Raw genomic sequence first — 20,569 nt, forward strand, 5'->3', positions numbered from 1 at the left:
GAACGGGGCTATCCAGGACGGCTCCGACGCCGTGATCACACCAGCCACACCAAGATCATCTCACCCGTGACCAGCAGTTACGGGACAAGTCTTAGCAGGTGTCGGCGAGCGGCTCAAGGACGCAGAGGACCACGACACGGCGTTCTTCGCCGCGAACCCGGAAAAGAATGACCGTGACTGGATCATCGCGGCGTTTGATCATCTTGCTGGCACCAACCCGACGGTGGCGGGGCTCTTCGACCGCGTGCACAACCCACTGTGGGAGATCTCGCCTTCGTATGAGGCAGCAACGGCGTTATTGAAGTTCTGGCGGCGGGTTGGTTCGGGCGGCGAGATCGTGCACTCGTTCGTGAACGAGGACTTGGACACTCGATTCCTGGGTGACCTATATCAGGATCTGAGCGAGCACGCGAGGAAGACGTACGCGCTGCTCCAGACCCCGGTGTTCGTGGAGGAGTTCATCCTCGATCTGACATTGGAGCCGGCGGTGAAGGAGTTCGGCCTAGAGCCCGTCGTCTCCCTTGTCGACGGGCACGGCGTCGTACGGGAACTCTGCGCAGGCCTGCGCACGATCGACCCGGCGTGCGGCTCTGGGCACTTCCTGCTGGGGATGTTTGAGCGGCTGCTAGAGAAGTGGCGCGACTTCGACAAGGGCGCAGATGACTGGACGCTGATCCGGCGGGCGCTGGATGCAGTGCACGGGTGCGACAAGAACCCATTCGCAGTGGCTATCGCGCGGTTCCGGCTGATGATTGCCGCGCTCAAAGCGGCGGACGCGAAGCGGCTGGACACGGCTCCAGGGTTCCGGATCAACCTGGCCGTGGGGGACTCTTTGCTTCACGGGCGCGGAGCCCCAGGGGTCCGCCAGGGGCTGTATTCCGATCATGAGCAGTTCTTCTACACCACCGAAGACATATACGACTTCACGAAGAGTTGCGACCTACTCGGGAGAGGTTCGTACCACGTTGTGGTCGGCAACCCGCCTTACATCACAGTAAAGGATAAGCAGGAAAACCTGGCCTACAGGGAACGGTACGACACGTGCGCAGGAACGTACGCGTTGTCGATACCGTTCGCGCAGCGGATCTTCGAGCTAGCGGTGCGCACCAGTGGGTCAGAGCGCGCGGCAGGATTTACGGGCCAGATCACGGCAAACTCCTTCATGAAACGCGAGTTCGGAAGAAAACTGATCGACTGGTTCCATCAAAAAGTTGACTTGACACATGTCATCGACACTTCCGGCGCCTACATTCCGGGGCACGGGACGCCAACGGTTATCTTGGTTGGGCGAAATCGCACGGCCTACCAAGAAGATTTAGTCCGTACTGTCATGGGAATACGCGGCGAACCCTCGCAACCGGATGACGCATCAAGCGGTCTCGTCTGGTCCGCCATTTATCAGCAGATCGATCAACCTGGCAGCGAGAGCGAATGGGTCTCGTCAGTCGATTCTGCACGTAATCAGCTCGCAGAGTATCCATGGTCCCTAAGCGGTGGCGTGGCTGGGAAAATCGCCGAGGAGATCGCATCAGGACGGCAGAAGCTGGGATCCAGGGCAACCAGCATCGGGCGAACCACAGCAACTGGCGCCGATGATGCTTTTTTCCTCCCGGACGTAAATACCGCACGACGCCTCAGGGATCATTCGGCAATTCGAACGCTGATCACGGGTGACGTCGTTCGAGATTTCAGATTCACAGATTCGGTCGCAGTTCGTAACCCTTATTCAGGCCCAGAAAACCGACAGACCATCAATTCGGACCACCATCTCATCAAACACAGTTTATGGCCCTTCCGAACTCAATTATCGAAGCGCGTCATCTTCGGCAAAACTATAATCGAGAACGGTTACCCTTGGTATTGCCATCTCGAGAACTATTCGAGCAAGCTCACGACCCCGAAGGGAATATCTTTCGCCTTCGTTGCCACGCATAATCACTTCACTCTCGACACCCAGTCGCGCTTATTTAATCGTTCCGCGCCGGTGATCAAACTGCCGGATAGTGCGAGCGAGGACGAGTACTTGGCACTGTCGGGAGTACTCAATTCGTCGGCAGCATGCTTCTGGCTCAAGCACGTCTGCCACGACAAGGGTAGCCAGTCCGGCACCGGTGGCTTCATGCACGATGAATGGGAACGCTTCTACGAATTCGCCGGGGCTAAACTTCAGGATTTCCCCCTGCCCGACCGGCTTCCCCTGTCCCTCGGCCGCATCCTCAACTCTCTCGCTCAAGACGTCGCCATTCACGAGCCCTCGGCCATATGCGCCGCGGACGAGCCGCCCACGCCCATCCGCCTCGATGCCGCCCGGGACACCTGGACCCGCACCCGCCAGCGCATGGTCGCCCTCCAGGAGGAGCTCGACTGGGTGGTGTATCACTCCTACGGACTCCTCGCTGACGATGAGATAGCCCGACTTACAGCCTCCTCGCTCAGCACCATTCCCCAGGTGAGCCTCGGAGAGCGGGCATTCGAGATCGTATTGGCTCGGAAGCAAGCAGCTGGCGAGGCTGAGACTGTGTGGTTCGGGCGGCACGGCTCCACCCCCATCACCGAGATCCCAGCCCACTGGCCGGACTGGTACCGGGATATCGTGCAGGCCCGCATCGACACCATCTCCGCCCGCCACGACATCGCGCGCATCGAGCGTCCCGAGTGCAAGCGCCGCTGGGCCACCGACCCCTGGGAAAAGCAGGAGAAGGCCGCTCTGCGGACCTGGCTACTTGACCGGTGCGAGGACAAGTCCCTCTGGTTCCACATCCTCAATGACTTCGAGCAACCCCGCACCCTCACCATCGGTCAGCTCGCAGACGAACTCGAAAGGCTCCCGTACGCGGACACGATCCGCAACACTGCTTCGCTTTACGCCGCCCATCTTGGCAAGCCGAACCTCTCCCTCGCCCAAGTCCTCCAAGATGTGGTCGACGTGGAGCACGTGCCCTATCTCGCCGCGTACCGCTACAAGGACACCGGCCTTCGCAAGCGCTCGCAGTGGGAGGACGTCTGGGACAAGCAGCGCAAGGAGGACCGCACCGGCGAACACCTCGACATCGCCGTACCCCCCAAGTACACCTCCACGGACTTCGCCAAGCAGTCCTACTGGTCGAACCGCGGAAAACTGGACGTCCCCAAAGAGCGCTTCGTGTCCTACCCCAACGCGAGCCCGAACTCCGACCCGACCCTCCTCCTCGGCTGGGCCGGCTGGGACCAACGCGACCAGGCCACCGCCCTGTTGAACATCGTCACCCAGCGCCGCAAACAGCAGGACTGGCCCACCGAGCGGCTTGTACCGCTGCTCGCCGGGATCGCGGAACTGATGCCGTGGCTGCGGCAGTGGTTCGGTGAGGTGGACGAGGAGTGGGGCGAGGAATCGGCCGCGGAGGAGTTCCAGAGCTTCCTGGACGGGGAGTTGGCACGCGAACAGCTCACCCCAGCCGCACTCACCGACTGGCATCCAGCGAATGCGACCCGTGCACGCAAGACGAAGAAAACGGCAACGACGGCCATGAAGAAGGCGACGGAAGACGATGAGTAACAGTGGCAGCGACCTCTACCTCCGGGACGTGCTGGACCTGCCTGAGTCCGTGCTCGCCGGGTCATTCAAGGTCGAGCTGTCCGGCGGCTTCGATCAGACCGCCGAGCGAGTGCGCGAGTATGTGGTCACCCCGCAGCTGGAACAGTCCCTCCGTCGGGCGCTGAAGATCGTTGAGGCGTCCGTGCGTGCGGGGTCGTCCAACGCCGCGTATCTTCACGGCTCGTTCGGCTCCGGCAAGAGCCACTTCATGACCGTGTTGCACGCCATCCTCTCCAACGACCCGGCCGCCCGTGCCAAGGCCACACTCCAGCCGATCATCGCGGACCACGACGCATGGCTGCGGGACCGGAAGTTCCTGATGGTGCCGTTCCACCTGGTCGGCGCGACGGACCTCGACTCAGCGATCCTCGGCGGCTATGTCGGCACGGTTCGGCGGCTGCACCCGGACTCAGCTGTACCGCCGGTCTACCGGGCGGACGCGATGTTCGACGACGCCCGCCGCCAACGGGAGTTCTTCGCGGACGACGCGCAGTTCGTACGCTGGCTCGGTAACCCCGCGCTGCCGGAGGACACGAATACCGCCCCACCACAAGCCGCCGACGACGAAAGCGACCTAGAGGACCTCGACGTCAAGGAGGCCCCGAAGGTCTGGACCCCGGCCCTCCTCGACCTGGCCTTAACATCCGCCCCTGGCGAGCAGGTCCGCGACTGGCTGGCGTCCGCACTGCTCTCCGGCCCGTACTCCTCGTACTCCCGTGGCGCGCTCGGCGCGAAGAACGCCTTCCTGCCCCTCGAGAACGGCCTAGACATCATCAGCCGGCACGCCAAGTCCCTTGGCTACGACGGGCTGATCCTCTTCCTCGACGAGCTGATCCTCTGGCTCCAGGCGCATCTGCGCGAGCGGACCTTCGTCAATGACGAGGTCAACAAACTGGTCAAGCTGATCGAGTCCGGTACGGGTGGTCGCGCGCTGCCAGTCGTCTCCTTCATATCCCGCCAGCGCGACCTGTCCGAGCTGATCGGCTCAGACGCAGTTGGCGCGGAGGCCAAGAACCTGGAGCAGCAGGTCAAATACCTTGCGGGCCGTATCGATCCAATCAGCCTGGAGGACCGCAACCTCCCGGAGATCATCAAGGAGCGGGTCCTCAAGCCGAAGGACGATGCCGCCAGGGCCGTACTTGAAGCGGCCTTCGCCCGGGTCGAGACATCCAACCAGTCAGTACGCGATGTGCTCCTAGACGCCAACGGCGCCACCCATGCCGACTGGGCCGACTTCAAGGCGCTCTACCCGGTCTCGCCCGTACTCCTCAACGTCCTGGTCGCGCTCTCCGGCGCTCTCCAGCGCGAGCGCACCGGCCTCAAGCTGCTCCAGCAGATGCTCTACAAGCGGCGCGAAGACATGAAGGTCGGCGAGCTGATCCCGCTGGGCGACCTGTGGGACGTACTGGCCGAGGGGATGGGCGAGGCGTTCACGGACCGGCTGCGCAGCGAGGCGGAGGCGGCAACTCGCTTCCACGGCAAGGTAAAGGAGCATCTGCTGCAGAAGTACGGCTCCCCGGACGACACCAAGTTCAAGGCCGACGACCGGTTCGTCAAGACGATGCTGCTCGCCTATCTCGCCCCCGAAGTGCCTGCCCTCGCCCGGCTGACCGGGCCGCGCCTTTCCGCACTCAACCACGGATCGATCCGCTCCCGCACCGGGCAGGAGGACCGGATCGTGGTCAAGCGGATGCAGGAGCTCCAGGCGCAGTTCCCCGGCGAGCTGCGCAGTGACGGCAACGACGTGGACCCAGTGTTCACGCTGCATCTGTCCGACCTGGATGTGGAACCGATCCTGGACAGTGTCGGCGAGAAGGACACTCTCGGCGCACGCAAGCGGTGGGTGCAGGAGTGGCTGTGGCGGGAGCTGGTGATTGCCGACAACGGCACCCTCGTCGCCGACCGCGAGGTCGTCTGGCACGGCACCAGGCGGACGGCCGAGTTCGTCTTCGAGAACGTGCGCGATACGCAGATCCTCCCCGACACACAGTTCGAGCCGTCCGCGCCGGACCGGATCCGTTTCGTCATCGACTATCCCTTCGACGAGAACGACAAGGGCCTGCCCAGCGCGGACGAAAACCGGGTCTTCCGGTTGCAGCGGGAGAAGCCGGATACGGCGACCGTTGTATGGCTGCCGTCCTTCCTCTCCGCTCAGCGGGGGACCCAGCTCGGCCGGCTCCTGAAGATCAACTACCTGCTGGAGCGCGACCGGTTGAAGGACTTCGCGACCCATCTGTCCTCAGACGACCAGGTACGTGTCAAGCATCAGTTGGAGGCGCAGCGCGAGACCCTCGTCTCGCAACTGGGTCAGGTGCTGCACCAGGCGTACGGGATCGCCAAGGCCAACGAGACCGACCTCGGGGCCCAGGTCACCGAGGGCAAACACGTCCACTCGCTGTATGCCGGACACACTCCGCAGCTCCAGGGCGGCGGCGTCTTCAAGTACAACCTGCTGAAGCTCGCCGATGGCCTGCTGGACGCGATGTATCCCAAACATCCGAACTTCGACCGCCAGGAGAGCCGCAAACCGGTCACTCCCGCGAAGTTCAAGATGGCGTACGGGTGGATCGCGAAGGCTATGGACGACGGCTCGCGCCGGGTCGTCGTCGACGGCCGCGAACTGACGGATGTGGCGCGGATCGTACATCCCTTGGAGTTGGGTGAGGTGCACGACGGGCCGCTGAACGTCTCCACGGACTGGCGCCGTCACATCGACCAGCAGGCGGCCAAGCACGGCGCGAAGGGCGACTTTCCGGTCGAGGACATCCGCACCTGGATCGCCGAGCTCGGCTGGACGGGCCTTGACAAGCTGGTCTCGAACCTGGTGATCGCGACGTACGCGCTGCTGTCCGACCGCTCCTGGATCTACCGTGGCAAGGCCGAACAAGCCCCTGTGCTCGACCAGTTCGGTCCCGGCTGGGCACTGCGGGCGCAGGAGCGGCCCAGCGAGGACGAGTTCACAGCGGCGCACACGCGGGCCGCCGCACTGTTCGGCACGAGCGTGCCGCAGGTGCTGTTCACCAGGAATGTCAACGCGCTCGCGGCGGATGTTCGTGCGAAGGCCGAAGAGCGCGAAGCTGCTGTCAATGGGCTGCGGCGCGCACTGACCCGGTACCGAAGTGCCCTCGGCATCAACGGGGAGGCGCTGAGCGCCCGCGAGCAGTCGGTGCGGGACGCTGCCGATCTGCTGGCGCGGATCAAACAGAACCTAGAGGCGACACCGCTCGCGCGGGATCTGGCGGCTGCGACATATCTGAGCACCGATGTGGTGCTGGCCAAGACGATGTCCTCGGCACAGCGGGTATTGGAGGCGCTGGAGCGTACCGACTGGGATCTCATCGACAGCGTACGCAAGTACACCGGGCGCGGGGACGGTCTGGCCGACCGGTCCGGGCTGCTGCTCGCCGAGATCGCGGACGCGGCAGGGGCCGACGAGTTCGACACGGATCTGGCCCCGGTACTGAGCAGCGCGCGCGGCCAGGCCGTGGCTCTGATCAACGAGGCAGCGCGGCTCAGTACGGTGACACCCGTGGCGCCCGTCGCGCCCCCGCCGCCGCCCCCGCCTGTCGAGTCGGAGGCGATCGTCCCCCCTGCCCGGGCTGAGGACGACAGGCCGACCACGCACGGTCAGTCGCCATTGCCGTCCACGCCGGCTACGCCGACAGCCACCCGGCGGTCTCGGCGAGTGAAGGCCACGGACAGCGAAAGTGTCCTGGAAGCCGCACTCAGCAGGGCCCTGGCCGACGTACAGGGCGAGATCCGGGACTATGCGGCCGCGCACCCGGGCGTCGAGATCGAGATCAACTGGCAGGTGCTGCACGCGACTCAGGGCGACGGCGCGAGCGTGCCGGGCGGCGAGGACTGATGGGGGCCACAGTGCCCGAACTCGACCAGCGGGTCGTTACTGGGCTACTCACCACGCGTCTTGCCCACACGAAAGGCCGGCGGCTTGTGCTGGTCCACGGGAAGTACGCGTCCGACGGGCCCACGGAGTTCACCGTGCCGATTGGCGACGGCGAACGGCGCAGGGTTCGGGTCACGCACACCACTTCGGTGCTTGGCCTCACTGATGCCTGGCAGTCTCATCTGGCCACCGGGGGCGCGGACCTGCTGGTGGTCACCACTGATGTGCACGGTGACCGGATCGGCCTCGATCTGCTGGGCGAGATGGTGCGTTCGCAGATCATCGCCGTCGACGAGGCCGACATCGTCAAGCAGCTCTTCGGCGCCGCAGACCTTGACCCGCGGATGCGACGGGACCCGTGGTTGTGGCTGCCCGGCGCGCTGATCGTCGCCGAACCGGTGGGCGGCTGGCCGCAGCACGGGGCCGTGCTCACCCTGGACGCGGCGATGCGAGCCCTCGTCGGGGTGCGGCTCGGGCTTGAGGGCGTCTTCGAGGGTGGGGCATCGGTGGACGTCGATGCGCTGCTCACCTGGTCCCGTACGCCCGGCGGCCCGGAGCGCTTTGCCGCGCTGCCCGAAGCCGAACAGCAGGGCATCACCGACTGGCTGGCACAGAGCGCGGGCGAGGCCGCCCCTGTATTGCTGCGGCTCGCGCTCCGCGGCCGAGGAACCGAGGCAACCGCGCTCGGTGTACTGGCGTCCCTCATGACCGGAAAATCCGCGTCGGCCGACGCGGCCGTCGCACTGGGTACGGTCTTCGGCATGGTCGGTTCCCGGCCCTCCGAACTGCGCGCCTACGCACGGGCGGTGGAAGGCACGCTGACCCGCTGGATCGGTGAGGCGGCGGGACGTGGGCCGCAGAGCGTCGATGCCCAGCAGCGGGTGCTCGACGTACTGCTCCAAGCCGACGAGCTAGCGGGCAGCGCCCATCTGACATCTGCGCTCGCCGACAACCCGTTTCTTCCCTCCGGCTTCCAGGCACGACTGCATCGGCTGGCCGAGGCGCTTACTGAGGGACCGGAGGAGGCACAGGCAGCCTGGGATCACGTTCAGGAGCATCATCTCGCCGCCGTCTTCTATCCGAAGCGGGTCGAGCTGGCGCGCATGGCGGTACGGCTGAGGCACTGGCTGGACGGGCGGGAGCGGGTGGTGTCCTCGGTCGACCAGGCCGTGCACACACACGTCGCCGACTGGGGGTGGGTGGACCGGGCGCTGGCCCAGCTGTGGGTGGGCGACGCCGAGGCCGAGGCCGCTCTGGTCGAGGCGTACCGCACCGTGCACGACGCGGCGCGACGGCGGCGAGCTGTGCTCGACGAAGCCTTCGCGGCCGAGCTCGGGCCGTGGGCACAGCACGCAAGTGCTGCGCAGCCCGGTGGAGTGCTGCTCATCGAGGACGTACTGCGGACGGTCGCCTTGCCGCTGGCAGCCGAGCGGCCGCCGCTGGTGCTCGTCCTGGATGGGATGAGTAGCGCGGTCGCGGCTCAGCTCGGCGAAGAGCTGACAGGTGTGGGGCGGTGGCGCGAACTGTCCGGCGGGGGGCGGCGGGCGGCCGCGGTCGCGACGATTCCGTCGGTGACGTTGCTGAGCAGGGCCACACTCTTGTGTGGGCGTCCGGTGTCGGGCGGGCAGAGCGTGGAGAAGGCAGGATTCGCCGCTTTCTGGCAGGAGAACGGGCATGCTGCAGCCCTCTTCCACAAAAACGAGATTCCCGGGCCTGCGGGGCACCTGCTCGATCCGCGGCTGGTCGCGGCGATCGCCTCGGACGCCGTGGTGGGTGTCGTTCTGGACGCCGTCGAAGAGAGCCTCGACCACGGCCAACGGAGTTCACTCGCGGACTGGGCTGTGAACCGTGTTAAGTACCTCCCCGAGCTACTCAACTCCGCGCGTGGGCAAGGGCGTCCTGTGGTGCTGGTGTCCGATCACGGCCATGTGCTGGACCGGCAAGGGTCCGAGGTGGGACCGGTGGATGCTGAGGGTGTTGAGTCGGCCCGCTGGCGTACCGGGACGACGGTCAGTGAAGGCGAGGTCGTGCTGGACGGACCGCGGGTGCTGGGGAACGGCGGCCGCGTCACCGTGCCCTGGTCGGAGGAGATCTGCTATACCCCGCGCAGAGCCGGGTACTACGGCGGTGCGGCGCTCGCCGAGATGACGGTGCCGGTGCTGGTGCTGGCGCCGTCTGCCGACCTCGCGCCCGTGGGGTGGGCCGAGTTGCCGCGTGAGTCCGTGCAACCGTCGTGGTGGGAGGCGAATACCGCACTGGCGCCGGTGACAGCTCCCGCTCCCGCACCGTCCTCCAAGCCTGTGAGGAAAACGCCGTCAGCCAAGCCGAAGGCCCGGCCGCAGGAGGGTGAGCTCTTCACCGACGACGCGGTCCCGGTTCCCGTGGCCAAGGCAGCGCCCGCCGTGCCGGCTCCGCACACGCTCGGCCGCCAGATCGTCGACACCAAGATCTACGAGCAGCAGGGCAAGTTCGTCCGCAAAACCCCTGACCGCAAGGTGGTGGCCGCCGTCATCGACGCACTCGAAGCTTCGGGTGGCACGCTCTCGCTCGCGGCGGTCGCCGCGGCCGCTGTCGCTTCGGGCGGCCGCACGCACACGCGCCCCGAGGGCTTCGTCACCGTGCTGACCCGGCTGCTGAACGTCGAAGGCTACGAGGTCGTCAGCCTGATCGACTCCCGGACCCGGGTCCGGCTCAACCGCGACACATTGCGCGAGCAATTCGAACTGCCCAAGGGGAGCGCATGAGCGCCGCACCCGTGAGCGCGGCCCGCCGACGCGAGGTCATTGACGCGTTGCGACGCGGGACCGTACCCCAGTCCGGCCTCGATCTGTTCGCAGTCGGCCTGGAACGCTTCAGGCCCGCGCTGGACGAGCGGATCGCCACGATCACGACAGGCGGCGCGGCATTCCACGCAATCCGCGGCGAGTACGGGTCCGGCAAGACTTTCTTCGCCCGCTGGCTCGCCGAACGGGCGAAGCGGGCGGGGCTCGCCGCCGCCGAGATCCAGATCTCGGAGACGGAGACGCCCCTTCACAAGCTGGAGACGGTCTACCGGCGGCTCACCGAACGGCTGACCACCGCGACAGAACCTGCCAGCGCCCTGCGCTCGGTGATCGACGGATGGTTCTACACCCTTGAGGAGGAGGTGAATGAGGCACAGCCCGAACTCGCCGAAGACAGCGCGGCGTTGGAGGCGGCCGTCGAAGCCCTGACGGAAGAGCGGCTGCGTGCCGTCGCCCAGACCACCCCCGCCTTCTCCGCCGCACTGCGCGGCTACCGCAAGGCCACCTTGGACGGAGACGCGGCGACCGCGGAGGCTGTCATCGCCTGGCTCGGCGGCCAGAAGTCGGTCGCCGCTTCCGCGCGGCGCACAGCCGGCGTGCGCGGAGACCTCGACCACTTCGCGGCGCTCGGCTTCCTCCAGGGGCTGCTCACCGTGCTGAAGGACTGCGGGCATCCCGGACTTCTGGTGGTCCTCGACGAGATCGAGACCCTGCAGCGGGTGCGGGGAGATGTACGGGAGAAGGGGCTGAACGCCCTGCGGCAGCTACTCGACGAGATCGACGCAGGCCGCTTCCCCGGTCTCTTCCTGGTGATCACCGGCACCCCTGCCTTCTACGACGGGCAGCAGGGTGTTCAGCGGTTGCCCCCGCTCGCCCAGCGACTGGCCACTGACTTCTCCACCGACCCGCGCTTCGACTCGCCGCGTGCAGTGCAGCTGCGCCTGACCGGTTTCGACCTCCAACGACTGGGTGAACTCGGGCGTTCTGTAAGAGACTTGTATGCAGGAGCGGCCCGGAATCCTGAGCGTGTCGCCTCGCTCGTCGACGATGGGTACGTGGCAGAGCTGGCCACCGCGATGACGGGAAGGCTCGGCGGGCGGGCCGGGATCGCGCCGCGTCTGTTCCTGCGCAAGCTCGTCGCAGACGTACTGGACCGGGTGGACGAGTTCGAGGATTTCGACCCGCGTAAGCACTACGCGCTGACGTTGAACGCCGACGAGCTGAGCGAGGTCGAGCGCAACGCGGCGGCGGACAGCGCCGACGAGATCGAGCTGGAGCTGCCGTGACGGGCGCCCCCGAGCCGTTGGATCGATTGCACCCCGGGCTGGTCCACCACATCGTCAACACCCTGGAATGGCCCGGGCTTCGCCCGCTTCAGGAAGAGTCGATCGAACCGCTGCTGGACGGCTCGGATGCTGTACTCCTCGCTCCGACCGCAGGCGGAAAGACCGAGGCCGCGTCGTTTCCTCTGTTGTCGAAGATGGCGGCGGAGAACTGGACAGGAACGTCCGTCCTGTACGTCTGTCCTCTCAAAGCGCTGCTGAACAATCTTCTGCCACGTCTGGAGACGTACACCTCCTGGCTGGGACGGACCGCTGCCTTGTGGCACGGAGATGTCTCACAGCCACGTCGTAAGAAAATCCTGCGCGACCGCCCGGACGTACTGCTGACAACACCCGAGTCTCTGGAAGCGATGCTGGTCAGCACGAACGTCGACCATCGGGCCTTCTTCTCCGGGCTGAGGGCGATCGTGGTGGACGAGGTGCATGCCTTCGCAGGGGACGACCCGGGCTGGCACCTGCTGGCCGTGCTCGAACGGCTGGAGCGGGTTGTCGGGCGTCCGGTGCAGCGGATCGGGCTCTCCGCGACGGTGGGCAACCCGGAGCAACTGCTCACCTGGCTGCAAGGCTCGGGAAGCGGACAGCGCACGGCGCAAGTCGTCGCCCCGCATCTGCGCGAGGAAAAACCCGTACTGCCGCCACCCGGCGACGTCCAACTCGACTATGTGGGGTCGCTGGAGAACGCAGTCACAGTAATCGCCGCCCTGCACCGCGGCGAAAAACGACTGGTGTTCTGCGAATCGCGCCGCCAGGTCGAGAAACTCGGCGAAGGCCTGCGGGCGAAGGGTGTGACCACGTTCTTGTCACACGCCTCATTGTCGGTGGATGAGCGGCGGCGGGCGGAAGAGGCATTCGCCGACGCACGGGACTGCGTGATCGTCTCAACCAGCACACTGGAACTCGGCATCGACGTAGGCGACTTGGACCGTGTCATCCAGATCGACGCGCCCGGCACCGTGGCCTCCTTCCTCCAGCGCCTCGGCCGCACCGGCCGACGGCCCGGCTCCACCCGCAACTGCCTCTTCCTCACCGTCGACGAGGACGGCCTGCTCAGTGCGGCAGCCCTGCTCCTGCTGTGGTCGCGCGGCTGGGTGGAACCTGTCGTAGCCCCGCCTGAACCCCGGCACATCGTCGCCCAGCAAGTACTGGCCCTCTGCCTGCAGGAACACCGCGTGGGAGACCGGCTCTGGCAGGAATGGTGGGGCGGGCTCGGCCCCTTCGGTCCCTCAGCCGAGCCCATCGTTCGTCACCTGCTCGACGAGGGGTACCTGGACCGGGACGGAGGCATGTTGTTCATCGGTCCCGAGGCCGAACGCCGCTTCGGCTACCGGCACTTCATGGATCTCACCGCGGTCTTCACCGCTCCCCCGGAATTCGCGGTCCTGTCGGGCCGTACCGAAATCGGCACGACCAATCCCGCATTGCTCACCGAAGAGGTGCCGGGCCCAAGGCGCCTGCTCCTCGCCGGGCGGAGCTGGCAGGTGACCTACATCGATTGGTCCCACCGTCGATGTTTCGTCGAACCGGTCGAGAGCGGCGGCAAGGCGCGGTGGGGTGGAGCGGGCTCGGGCCGAAGCGCCTCGTACGAGCTGACCCGCGCTGCACGGGAGGTACTGCTCGGCGCCGATCCACCGGTTTCCGTTACCCGACGCGCGAAGGCTGCGCTCGCCCAGGCCCGTGAGGACAGCGCGGAACTGGTCCACCCCGACGGAACAGTGATCGTGCGAGGCGGGCATGACACCAATGTGCGCTGGTGGACCTGGGCCGGCTACCGGGCGAACGCCACCCTCGCCGCCACGCTCACCACGGTCGCCGATCCGCTCCAGCGGCCCACCGACTCCTGCATCCGGCTCCGCGAGGACGTGACGCCCTCGGAATGGAAGAAGGCCACTTCCGAGGCCGCCGATCAGCTGTGTCTACCCTCGGTGGACTCCCGCGCGTTGAACGGCCTCAAGTTCAGTGCCGCACTGCCACCTCGCCTTGCGGAAGCGACGCTTGCCGCACGTTTGGCGGACCTCCAAGGTGCAGCCGTTACCTTGCGAGAGACGTCCACGTTCAGCAAGCCTCGTGGGTAGTAGCGGTTCCTCGCGAATGCCGCGCCCGGTACCCGCATCGACGACCGACAGCGGTCAGGCCGAGGCGATCCGTGCCGCGATGCTTGGCACGAGCCGCTGCCCAAACAGCCGGCCTGTCTTCCCGAGGGCCTGCACAGCCAGGTTCAAACAGCGCCAGTGCGAACCGCAAATTCCTTGAGTCCTGGGAGCCGGACTGTGAATCGCCCAGGGATGCGAACGTCGGCCGCACAGCGGAGCTACGCAGAATCAGGATCACCCACCTGCCTGAAACCTGAGTGCGTCAGCAGCCACTCGCCAACAGGTCGGCGCCGGCTCCGTACACAAGACCGTCACCCATCGGACACGAGGTCGTCGAGCATCTGCGCCGAGAGGCCTTCAAGCAGCTTTCCTGGAAGGACATTGAGCCCTGACGCAATGCGGAGAAGAGTCAGCACGCTCGGGTTGCGTTGCCCGTGCTCGATATAAATGAGTCCACGAAAACTCAGTCCGCTGCGTTCAGCCAGCTCCTCCAGGCTGTATCCCTGCTCCTCCCTGAGGCGTCGGATTTGCATGCCGATGGACAGAAGCCGGGGATCAGGCAGTGAGTGACTTTCAGGCACACAGCGACTTGACCGTCACACTTTTGCGCGCACCATGAACAGCTGTGCATAACTACCGGGTGTAGCGGAAAGCATTGCCTCGGCCGACAGCAACAGACCGATGCACGCGACGGCCAGCTGAGGTTCGTCGCGCCGACGCGACCGTCGCCCTGATGAGTCCTCAGCCCCTTCGCACCTTCGAGCCGAGCCAGCTTCAGGAGTCGGCTGCCGGCAGACGACACAGCACTCAGCCAGATCATTGGGTGGGACATATGAGCAGGCCAACGGAGCCGTTCGATCGCTGGCACAAGACCTATCCGAAACCGGAACGCGGTGACACGCCGTGCCGCTGCGGCACCCCGAAACACCCTCTGTACCCGTCCGCCGATCACGGGCGGGGGCGGCGCTGGCAGGCGCGCTACACCGACGCCGCCGGAAAGGAGAGACGAGTTTGCCTGATTACTTGGGAGGAAGCCCGCAAGCGCCTGGACGCAGCATGTTCAGAATTTAAGGAGCCGACACCGGAAAGGAATGATGCCGGCAATGTAAGAGTTGCGTTCCTTGCCATGGAAATGATCAGAAGGAAACGCAGCAAAAACAGGAATTCCCGTACCACAAACACCTACGAGAGCCACCTCCGCAACCACATCCTTCCGTTCGCCGGCGACCGTCTCGCGGGCACCCTCCGCCGCCGGGACTCTATGACCTTCGTCGATCACCTGATCGGCAAACCTGGTCTCGACTCCGCCCACACGGTCCACCAGATCTTCAAGACCTGGCGCATCCTCGTGCACTACATGCTCGACGAGGACGTCCCGCTCCCGCCCAACATCGTGGCGCGCATCGAACTCCCGGACGTCACACCGCGCGTCACGGTCCCACTGTCGCCCTCACAAGTCGCTGCGGTCGCCGCAGCGATGCGGAAGGTGGCACCACGCTATGAGGCTTTGATCTGGCTGGGAGCATGCGCCGGGCTACGCCAGGGGGAGGCTTTCGGACTGAAGCGAAGCCAAGTCGTCTGGGACCACAACCTGCTTCGTGTCGCAGAACAACGTCAGCAGGGCAAGGCCGTACGCCTCAAGACCAAAGCCAGCTACGCAACCCTGCCCGTGGATCACTTCCTGATCCAGCGGCTGGCCCAGCACACAGCGCTGCACTCCGAGCCGCCGCCCGTTACACCGCACTCCGAACGCCGCCGCCGGGCCCGCGGCTACATCGAACCGCCGGACGAAGACCTGCTCGTCACGAACAGGTTCGGCAGGCCCGTCCTCGACAGCGATTTCCATGAGAAGTGGCGAAAGGCCGTGAGAATGGCCGGGCTTCCGGAACGCACCCGATTCCATGACCTCAAGCACTTCTACACGACCACCCTCGGCGCCTCCGGCAAGCACGATCCGAAAACGGTGCAGGCACTCTCTCGGCATGCGGGGTTCTCTGAGACCTGGGACACGTACGCTCACCCTCCCCTCGCCGTGGAGGGGATCACGGTCGCCGTATTCCGAACCGTTTTTTCGCACATCGACGGACCGCCGGCCGCACCGTGAACCGCCGCCACCCACACTGCTCGTACCTGTGGTGTGCCCCGACAACCATGAACTTCCCAGCAGGTCAAACGAGCTCGTGCATGGTTGGCGGTGAGACGTCGAGCTCTTGATCGTTGATCATGGTTGCGTGGTGGGGAACTCGACTCGTGCACTGGTCATCAGCAACCGGCGGATCACGGGCCTGACGGCCGCTGTGATCGCTGAACTCGTCGCCGAAGTCGGCCCGTTGTGGCATCAACGCCACCAGACCAGGCTTGCCTCCCGGCAGCGGAAGCGGGCCATGGGCGCCGGCGCGAAGCACCGGCTGGTGTTCGTCGACCGACTGCTGGCCACTCTCGTCCATCTCCGTCACAGAACCACCCACGACGTGCTGGCCTGCTGGTTTGGCGTGGACCGCTCGACCATCACCCGGGCCATCAACGAGGTGCGGCCCCTGCTCGCCGAGCGAGGGTGCACCATCAGCCCCGACGTACGGCTACGGACTCTGGCCGAAGTCATCGACCATCTCAGCGGGACCGGAAAGACCGGCATCATCGACGGCACCGAGATCGGGGTCCGGCGGCCGACCCAAGGGCGCAAGGACCGGGACAAGTTCATCTCCGGGAAGAGCAAGCAGAACGCCGTCAAGTCCATGGTGGTTACGGACGGTGAAGGACACGTGTTGTGGTGCAGCCCGGTCAAGCCCGGGAGCTGCGCGGACATCACCCACGCACGCCAGTTGGGGTTGGTCGGGCTCCTGGCCGGTAGGCCCGCGGCCGAGGTCCTCGCCGATGCCGGCTACCAGGGGCTCGGCGTGCAGACCGGCGGACGTGTAGTGACACCACCGCACCGCAAGTACAAGAAGAACGTCCCGGACTGGTACGAGGAGATGTACGAGCGCCAGCGCAAGGAGCATTCCTCACGCCGCATCCGGGTCGAGCACGGCATCGCGCATCTCAAGAACTGGCGGGCGCTGGCCCGCCACCTCGGCCGCCGCGAGCGTATGAGCGACACGGTGCAAGCCATCGCCGGCCTGCTGTCCCATCAGCAGACCGCGGATCTGACATCGGCTCAGCAGATGTGAACCCCGGACCCCGCCAAAGTCCTCGACGCCTCACCGCCAACCATGTACGAGTTCGTTAGGTTCCGGGCTCGTGGAACGCGTCGATGTCAGGGCTGGGATCCACGCCTAGCGCGTTTTGCGCCACTTGTAGCGAGTTGGCGTACACCAGGTAGGCCTTCTGCTGTCCTGCCACAGCCCAGCCGTATCGTTCCAGGCACTTGCGCGAAGGCTTGTTCATAGGAAGCACGAGCGCTGTGAGGATAACGAGGTCTCGGGGGCTGTGACGGCTAGTGATGTCGCTGACCACTGCTCTGAGGAGGGCTTTCGACGCGTATTCGCCGGTGGACAGCTTCCCTCCCTGGACGTGCAGAGCAGTGGCGTAAGCGGCCAGCCGGCGTTGAAAGGATCCGCCCGAACGATCACTGGGCCCCTGTTCGGAGAAGTGGGCCGCTGCTCCTACCAGGAGCTCTCTATCGCGTAGAAGGAGCAGGCGCTGGTCATCGGGGAGGGCTCTCTCGACAGCCGCCGCGATGGCTCTGTCTTGGAAGTATGTCTGGACCTCATGGGCCCCCGTCATGTCTCCGCAAGGGTCGTTCGGATGCCGGACAACTTCGGTCCGGCACCCGGGGCAGCAATTGAAATTTTGCAGCTCAACTTCATCTGCCGTTGTGCCACGTGACCAGGAGACGCCTTCCACTCCTGAATCTTACGGGGGATCAGCCTCGGTGTTACTGCGAACGGAACTTGGCGAAGAGCGCTGTCTGAAGGTTCTCATCCAGCGGCTGGTGGAAGGGGTCCATCTCAGGGCTGGCCGTTGCGAGGTCGGCGTCCTGTTCCTGTTCAGGCTCCTCCGCCAGCAGTCCAGGCTGCAGGCGGGTGATGATCGTGGCTCCGGTGAACTCGCTCAACAGGAGTGCGGGATCGCCCACCGACAGGCCTGCTGCCTCCATCATTGCGTAAGGCAGCTCGTGGTCCAGCCCGTCAGGTTCTGCCTCAGCGAAGCGGACCTTGCGGCCATCGGTGCTCTGCAGGACGCCGGCGATGCACTCTTCTTCTGGGACACTCGGCAAGGACGCCAGAGACTTCTCAGTGATCTCGCACAGGGGCCTCAGTACGCGCCAGGCTCTCTGGGAGGGAATAGCCGTCGGCTCCAGTTCGGAGGCGTCAAGCTGCTGGTGCTTCAACAGCGTCATGAGTTCCTCCTCGATCTTCCTGGCTGCCGCGCAGTACATGCGGGCTGCGTCCTTGTCTCTGCGGCGGTACAGGACCGCGGCACTCACGTTGAGCCTGCTGTAGAGGGTGCCAACGCCAGCAAGGCGGTGATTGTTGCGCCGTGTGAAGCGGATCCCGTCAGCCAGGACCTCGTTCGCGCGCAGGGTTTTGACCTGCGCTTCCCCGGCCGCATGGTCGGGACGGAAGGCGTGCACGATGTCACGCCAACGCACCACCGGCCAAGCCTGCACATCCTGAATGTGAGCAACCATCCGACTCTCGATCCGTCGAAACGACGCCTCGCTTTGAACAGCGTAAATCCACTATCCTGCACTGTCAAGAAAAGTCAAGGATCCTCAAGAGCATTGAACAGCGGCCATCGCACAGACCAGTTTCCTGTCGAGTGGCGGGCGGCTCTCTGGCGTTGGCGTGGGGAGACCATGACTGCGACAGGTGAGACGACTGCCGCCGATCGTGGACGGCAGGCGCACAGGGCAGCGGACGGTGGCCTCCTGCACCTGCTGTCCATCTTCGTCATCGACGAGGGTAAGTTCCTCCTGAATGGTGCCGCGAGCTGGGCTTTCCCGGTCTCCAGGGCCTTGGTGCGTGGACGGACGCCGCGTATCCGTCACGGGCCTGGCCGACAGGCGAACCACCGGCGATGAGGGAGCTGACCTTCGTAGACACCGACCGTGCTGGTGCTAAAAGGGTTCAAGATTCACCTGGCAGATGGATGCTCGATTGTCAGTGGGGGCCGGGACAGTAGTTGGAGGTGAGTGGCCCGCTCTTGTCAGCGCAAATGGATACCCATGCGCGCTGGCAGGGCGGGCCTTCGTCGTGAGGGTCCCGCGCAGAACGACCGACGTGGGGAGAGCAGAAGTGGGACCCGCACAGCACCCGGCTCCTGGGATGGCCGTCCTGGAAGGCGGCGCCGTATGAGCCTGAACTTCGTGTTGCCTGTGGTGTCGGCTGCGGCAGCCGTGACCGCGGCCGTGTATTACTTCGGCCGCAAGGTGCTGAAAGGCGCCGAGACCCTGTTGTTGGACCTGGTGCCGGTGATCCATTCGCTGGGCAAAGTCCGCGCCGCCTGGCGACAGACCCGCCAGCCCGAGGCGGTCACCGGGCGGGAGGAGGACCCGCGTGTTCTCCCCTGACGCGTGGCGGGAGGTGCGCCGTCTGCGTGCCGGGGGTATGCCCATCAAACAGATCGCCCGGCACCAGCAGATGGCGCCCAATACGGTGCGCCGCCTGCTGCGCTGTGAGCAGCCGCCCCGCTACCAGCGTCCCGAACGTCTCTCCGTGGCCGAGCCGTTCGAACCGCTCATCCTGCAACTGCTGCGGGCGGAGCCCGGGGTGAGTGCGGCCGAGATTGCACGCCGTATCGACTGGCCGGCCTCGGCCAGTCTGCTGCGCTTCCACGTGGCCCGTCTGCGGGCGACTCTGCCGCCGCAGGTGGATCCCCGGCCAGAACAGGAGCAAGGGTTCCGGTCTACCGTTCTGCGGGATTTCCTCCCGGGCTGGGCGGAGTGCGGGCTGTGGTGGCCCCCAGCAGAGCTCGACGTCGGGTACGGGCAGACCCGCCGGTGCCCCGTGCTGCTCATGGTCGCCGGCGCCTCCCGGCACATGAGCGCTTGCCTGCTGCCCAGCGCCCGCTTCCGTAACGTGTGGATCGGCCAACGGCGTCTGCTGCAGGAATGGGGCGCCGTACCGCACACCCTGCGCTGGGACACCAGCGGTATCGACTTCCCTTGGTCCTGGTACTTCCAGACCGAAGGGTGGGACATCTCCTGGAATACCTACGTGGCACGCGCTGAACTGGACGACCTTGCCGTCCAGGACCGCGGCCGTCCGCCGAGCGGCCTCGCAGCCGCCCGCCGCCGCCTGCGCCAGTCCAGCTCCGCCAGCCCGCTGCCTGCTGCTCCGCTGACTTTCGCTGCCGACCTTACATCCTGGGTGGCAGAAGCCAACGAAGCAGCGCGTTCCGGGCCGACGCGCTGGACCGAGGAACGCGCGGCCATGCGCGCCCCCGCCACCGTCCCGCAGCTGCTCGCCACCCAGTGCCAGGGCCGGGCCGTCCCGGACGCAGACGGCTACATCGCCGTCGCAGGCAACCACTATCTGGTGGGCCCGTGGGGCGCGCGACGCAGACTGACCGTCGAGCTCTCCGAAACCGAGGTGACGATCCGCAGCAGCGGCTACCACAGCGGCGGATTCCACGTCGTGACCTACGCCCGCAGCTGGGCAACAGGCATTCACCACACCCTCCCGCGGTCCCACACCGTGACCGGTTCCGATGCTTGTCGACCTTCTTGAGCGCCTGGAGCGTGTCAGGGTGCGGTGGGGCCCCAGATTCCGCAGTCGCTTGCACAGTGAGAACGCTTCATCAGGAATCACGAAGTCACGTCAGATCTTGAACAGCCATCGGGGGGGTGCCCCTATGACTTCGGTCAAGGGGTGATCGGGGTTGGTGGTTGGTAGAAGGTGCCGTCGCGGAGCATCGCGAAGAGGACGTCGGCT

General features: G+C 65.7%; 11 protein-coding genes and 1 pseudogene. 9 read left to right on the forward strand and 3 right to left on the reverse strand.

Features of this window, described 5'->3' with window-relative positions; all coding sequences use genetic code 11:
- Positions 1-103: 103 nt before the first annotated feature.
- The 5 genes and pseudogenes from pglX to ACFWP5_RS45035 all read left to right on the forward strand — a co-directional run.
- Positions 104-3,535, forward strand: a pseudogene (gene pglX, locus ACFWP5_RS45015) (BREX-2 system adenine-specific DNA-methyltransferase PglX); the annotation flags it as partial.
- Positions 3,528-7,439 (forward strand): PglY protein, encoded by a 3,912-nt coding sequence (locus tag ACFWP5_RS45020; protein WP_384170789.1) that lies wholly within the window; start codon positions 3,528-3,530, stop codon positions 7,437-7,439. The pseudogene pglX and the gene ACFWP5_RS45020, both read left to right, overlap by 8 nt.
- Positions 7,439-10,222 (forward strand): BREX-2 system phosphatase PglZ, encoded by a 2,784-nt coding sequence (gene pglZ, locus ACFWP5_RS45025; protein ID WP_384170791.1) that lies wholly within the window; start codon positions 7,439-7,441, stop codon positions 10,220-10,222. Before ACFWP5_RS45020 ends, pglZ begins: the two co-directional genes overlap by 1 nt.
- Positions 10,219-11,547, forward strand: coding sequence for a BREX system ATP-binding protein BrxD (gene brxD / locus ACFWP5_RS45030; protein ID WP_384170793.1), 1,329 nt, complete (start codon positions 10,219-10,221; stop codon positions 11,545-11,547). The genes pglZ and brxD overlap by 4 nt, the downstream gene beginning before the upstream one ends.
- Entirely contained in the window at positions 11,544-13,676 is a 2,133-nt protein-coding gene (locus ACFWP5_RS45035) for a DEAD/DEAH box helicase (RefSeq protein WP_384170795.1), read from the forward strand. Before brxD ends, ACFWP5_RS45035 begins: the two co-directional genes overlap by 4 nt.
- Before the next feature lie 329 nt (positions 13,677-14,005).
- Here ACFWP5_RS45035 and ACFWP5_RS45040 read toward each other — a convergent pair whose 3' ends face one another.
- Positions 14,006-14,275, reverse strand: coding sequence for a helix-turn-helix domain-containing protein (locus ACFWP5_RS45040; RefSeq protein ID WP_266768087.1), 270 nt, complete (start codon positions 14,273-14,275; stop codon positions 14,006-14,008).
- A gap of 251 nt (positions 14,276-14,526) precedes the next feature.
- On the opposite strand from ACFWP5_RS45040, the gene ACFWP5_RS45045 reads away from it, so the two are divergent.
- On the forward strand, positions 14,527-15,798 hold the full coding sequence (locus ACFWP5_RS45045) for a tyrosine-type recombinase/integrase (protein WP_384170798.1): 1,272 nt from the start codon (positions 14,527-14,529) through the stop codon (positions 15,796-15,798).
- Between the two features lie 130 nt (positions 15,799-15,928).
- Positions 15,929-16,861, forward strand: a complete 933-nt coding sequence (locus ACFWP5_RS45050) for a transposase family protein (protein WP_384170800.1) — start codon at positions 15,929-15,931, stop codon at positions 16,859-16,861.
- Positions 16,862-16,916: 55 nt separating this feature from the next.
- Here ACFWP5_RS45050 and ACFWP5_RS45055 read toward each other — a convergent pair whose 3' ends face one another.
- Both ACFWP5_RS45055 and ACFWP5_RS45060 read right to left on the reverse strand, forming a co-directional pair.
- Entirely contained in the window at positions 16,917-17,417 is a 501-nt protein-coding gene (locus ACFWP5_RS45055) for a hypothetical protein (protein WP_384170802.1), read from the reverse strand.
- Between the two features lie 151 nt (positions 17,418-17,568).
- Positions 17,569-18,324, reverse strand: coding sequence for a hypothetical protein (locus ACFWP5_RS45060; RefSeq protein WP_384170804.1), 756 nt, complete (start codon positions 18,322-18,324; stop codon positions 17,569-17,571).
- A 663-nt stretch (positions 18,325-18,987) separates the two neighbouring features.
- On the opposite strand from ACFWP5_RS45060, the gene ACFWP5_RS45065 reads away from it, so the two are divergent.
- Together ACFWP5_RS45065 and ACFWP5_RS45070 are read left to right on the forward strand one after the other, a co-directional pair.
- Positions 18,988-19,206 carry a hypothetical protein gene (locus tag ACFWP5_RS45065; RefSeq protein ID WP_384170806.1) on the forward strand — a complete coding sequence of 73 codons (219 nt, stop codon included), beginning with the start codon at positions 18,988-18,990 and terminating at the stop codon, positions 19,204-19,206.
- Entirely contained in the window at positions 19,193-20,365 is a 1,173-nt protein-coding gene (locus ACFWP5_RS45070; RefSeq protein WP_384170808.1) for a hypothetical protein, read from the forward strand. The genes ACFWP5_RS45065 and ACFWP5_RS45070 overlap by 14 nt, the downstream gene beginning before the upstream one ends.
- Positions 20,366-20,569: the final 204 nt, after the last annotated feature.

It is taken from the genome of Streptomyces sp. NPDC058469 (assembly GCF_042721125.1).
Classification (GTDB): domain Bacteria; phylum Actinomycetota; class Actinomycetes; order Streptomycetales; family Streptomycetaceae; genus Streptomyces.

Coding starts and splice junctions, on each gene's coding strand:
- ACFWP5_RS45020 (WP_384170789.1), top strand. CDS start 3,528: ATGAGTAACAGTGGCAGCGACCTCTACCTCCGGGACGTGCTGGACCTG.
- pglZ (WP_384170791.1), top strand. CDS start 7,439: ATGGGGGCCACAGTGCCCGAACTCGACCAGCGGGTCGTTACTGGGCTA.
- brxD (WP_384170793.1), top strand. CDS start 10,219: ATGAGCGCCGCACCCGTGAGCGCGGCCCGCCGACGCGAGGTCATTGAC.
- ACFWP5_RS45045 (WP_384170798.1), top strand. CDS start 14,527: ATGAGCAGGCCAACGGAGCCGTTCGATCGCTGGCACAAGACCTATCCG.
- ACFWP5_RS45055 (WP_384170802.1), bottom strand. CDS start 17,417: ATGACGGGGGCCCATGAGGTCCAGACATACTTCCAAGACAGAGCCATC.
- ACFWP5_RS45060 (WP_384170804.1), bottom strand. CDS start 18,324: ATGGTTGCTCACATTCAGGATGTGCAGGCTTGGCCGGTGGTGCGTTGG.
- ACFWP5_RS45065 (WP_384170806.1), top strand. CDS start 18,988: ATGAGCCTGAACTTCGTGTTGCCTGTGGTGTCGGCTGCGGCAGCCGTG.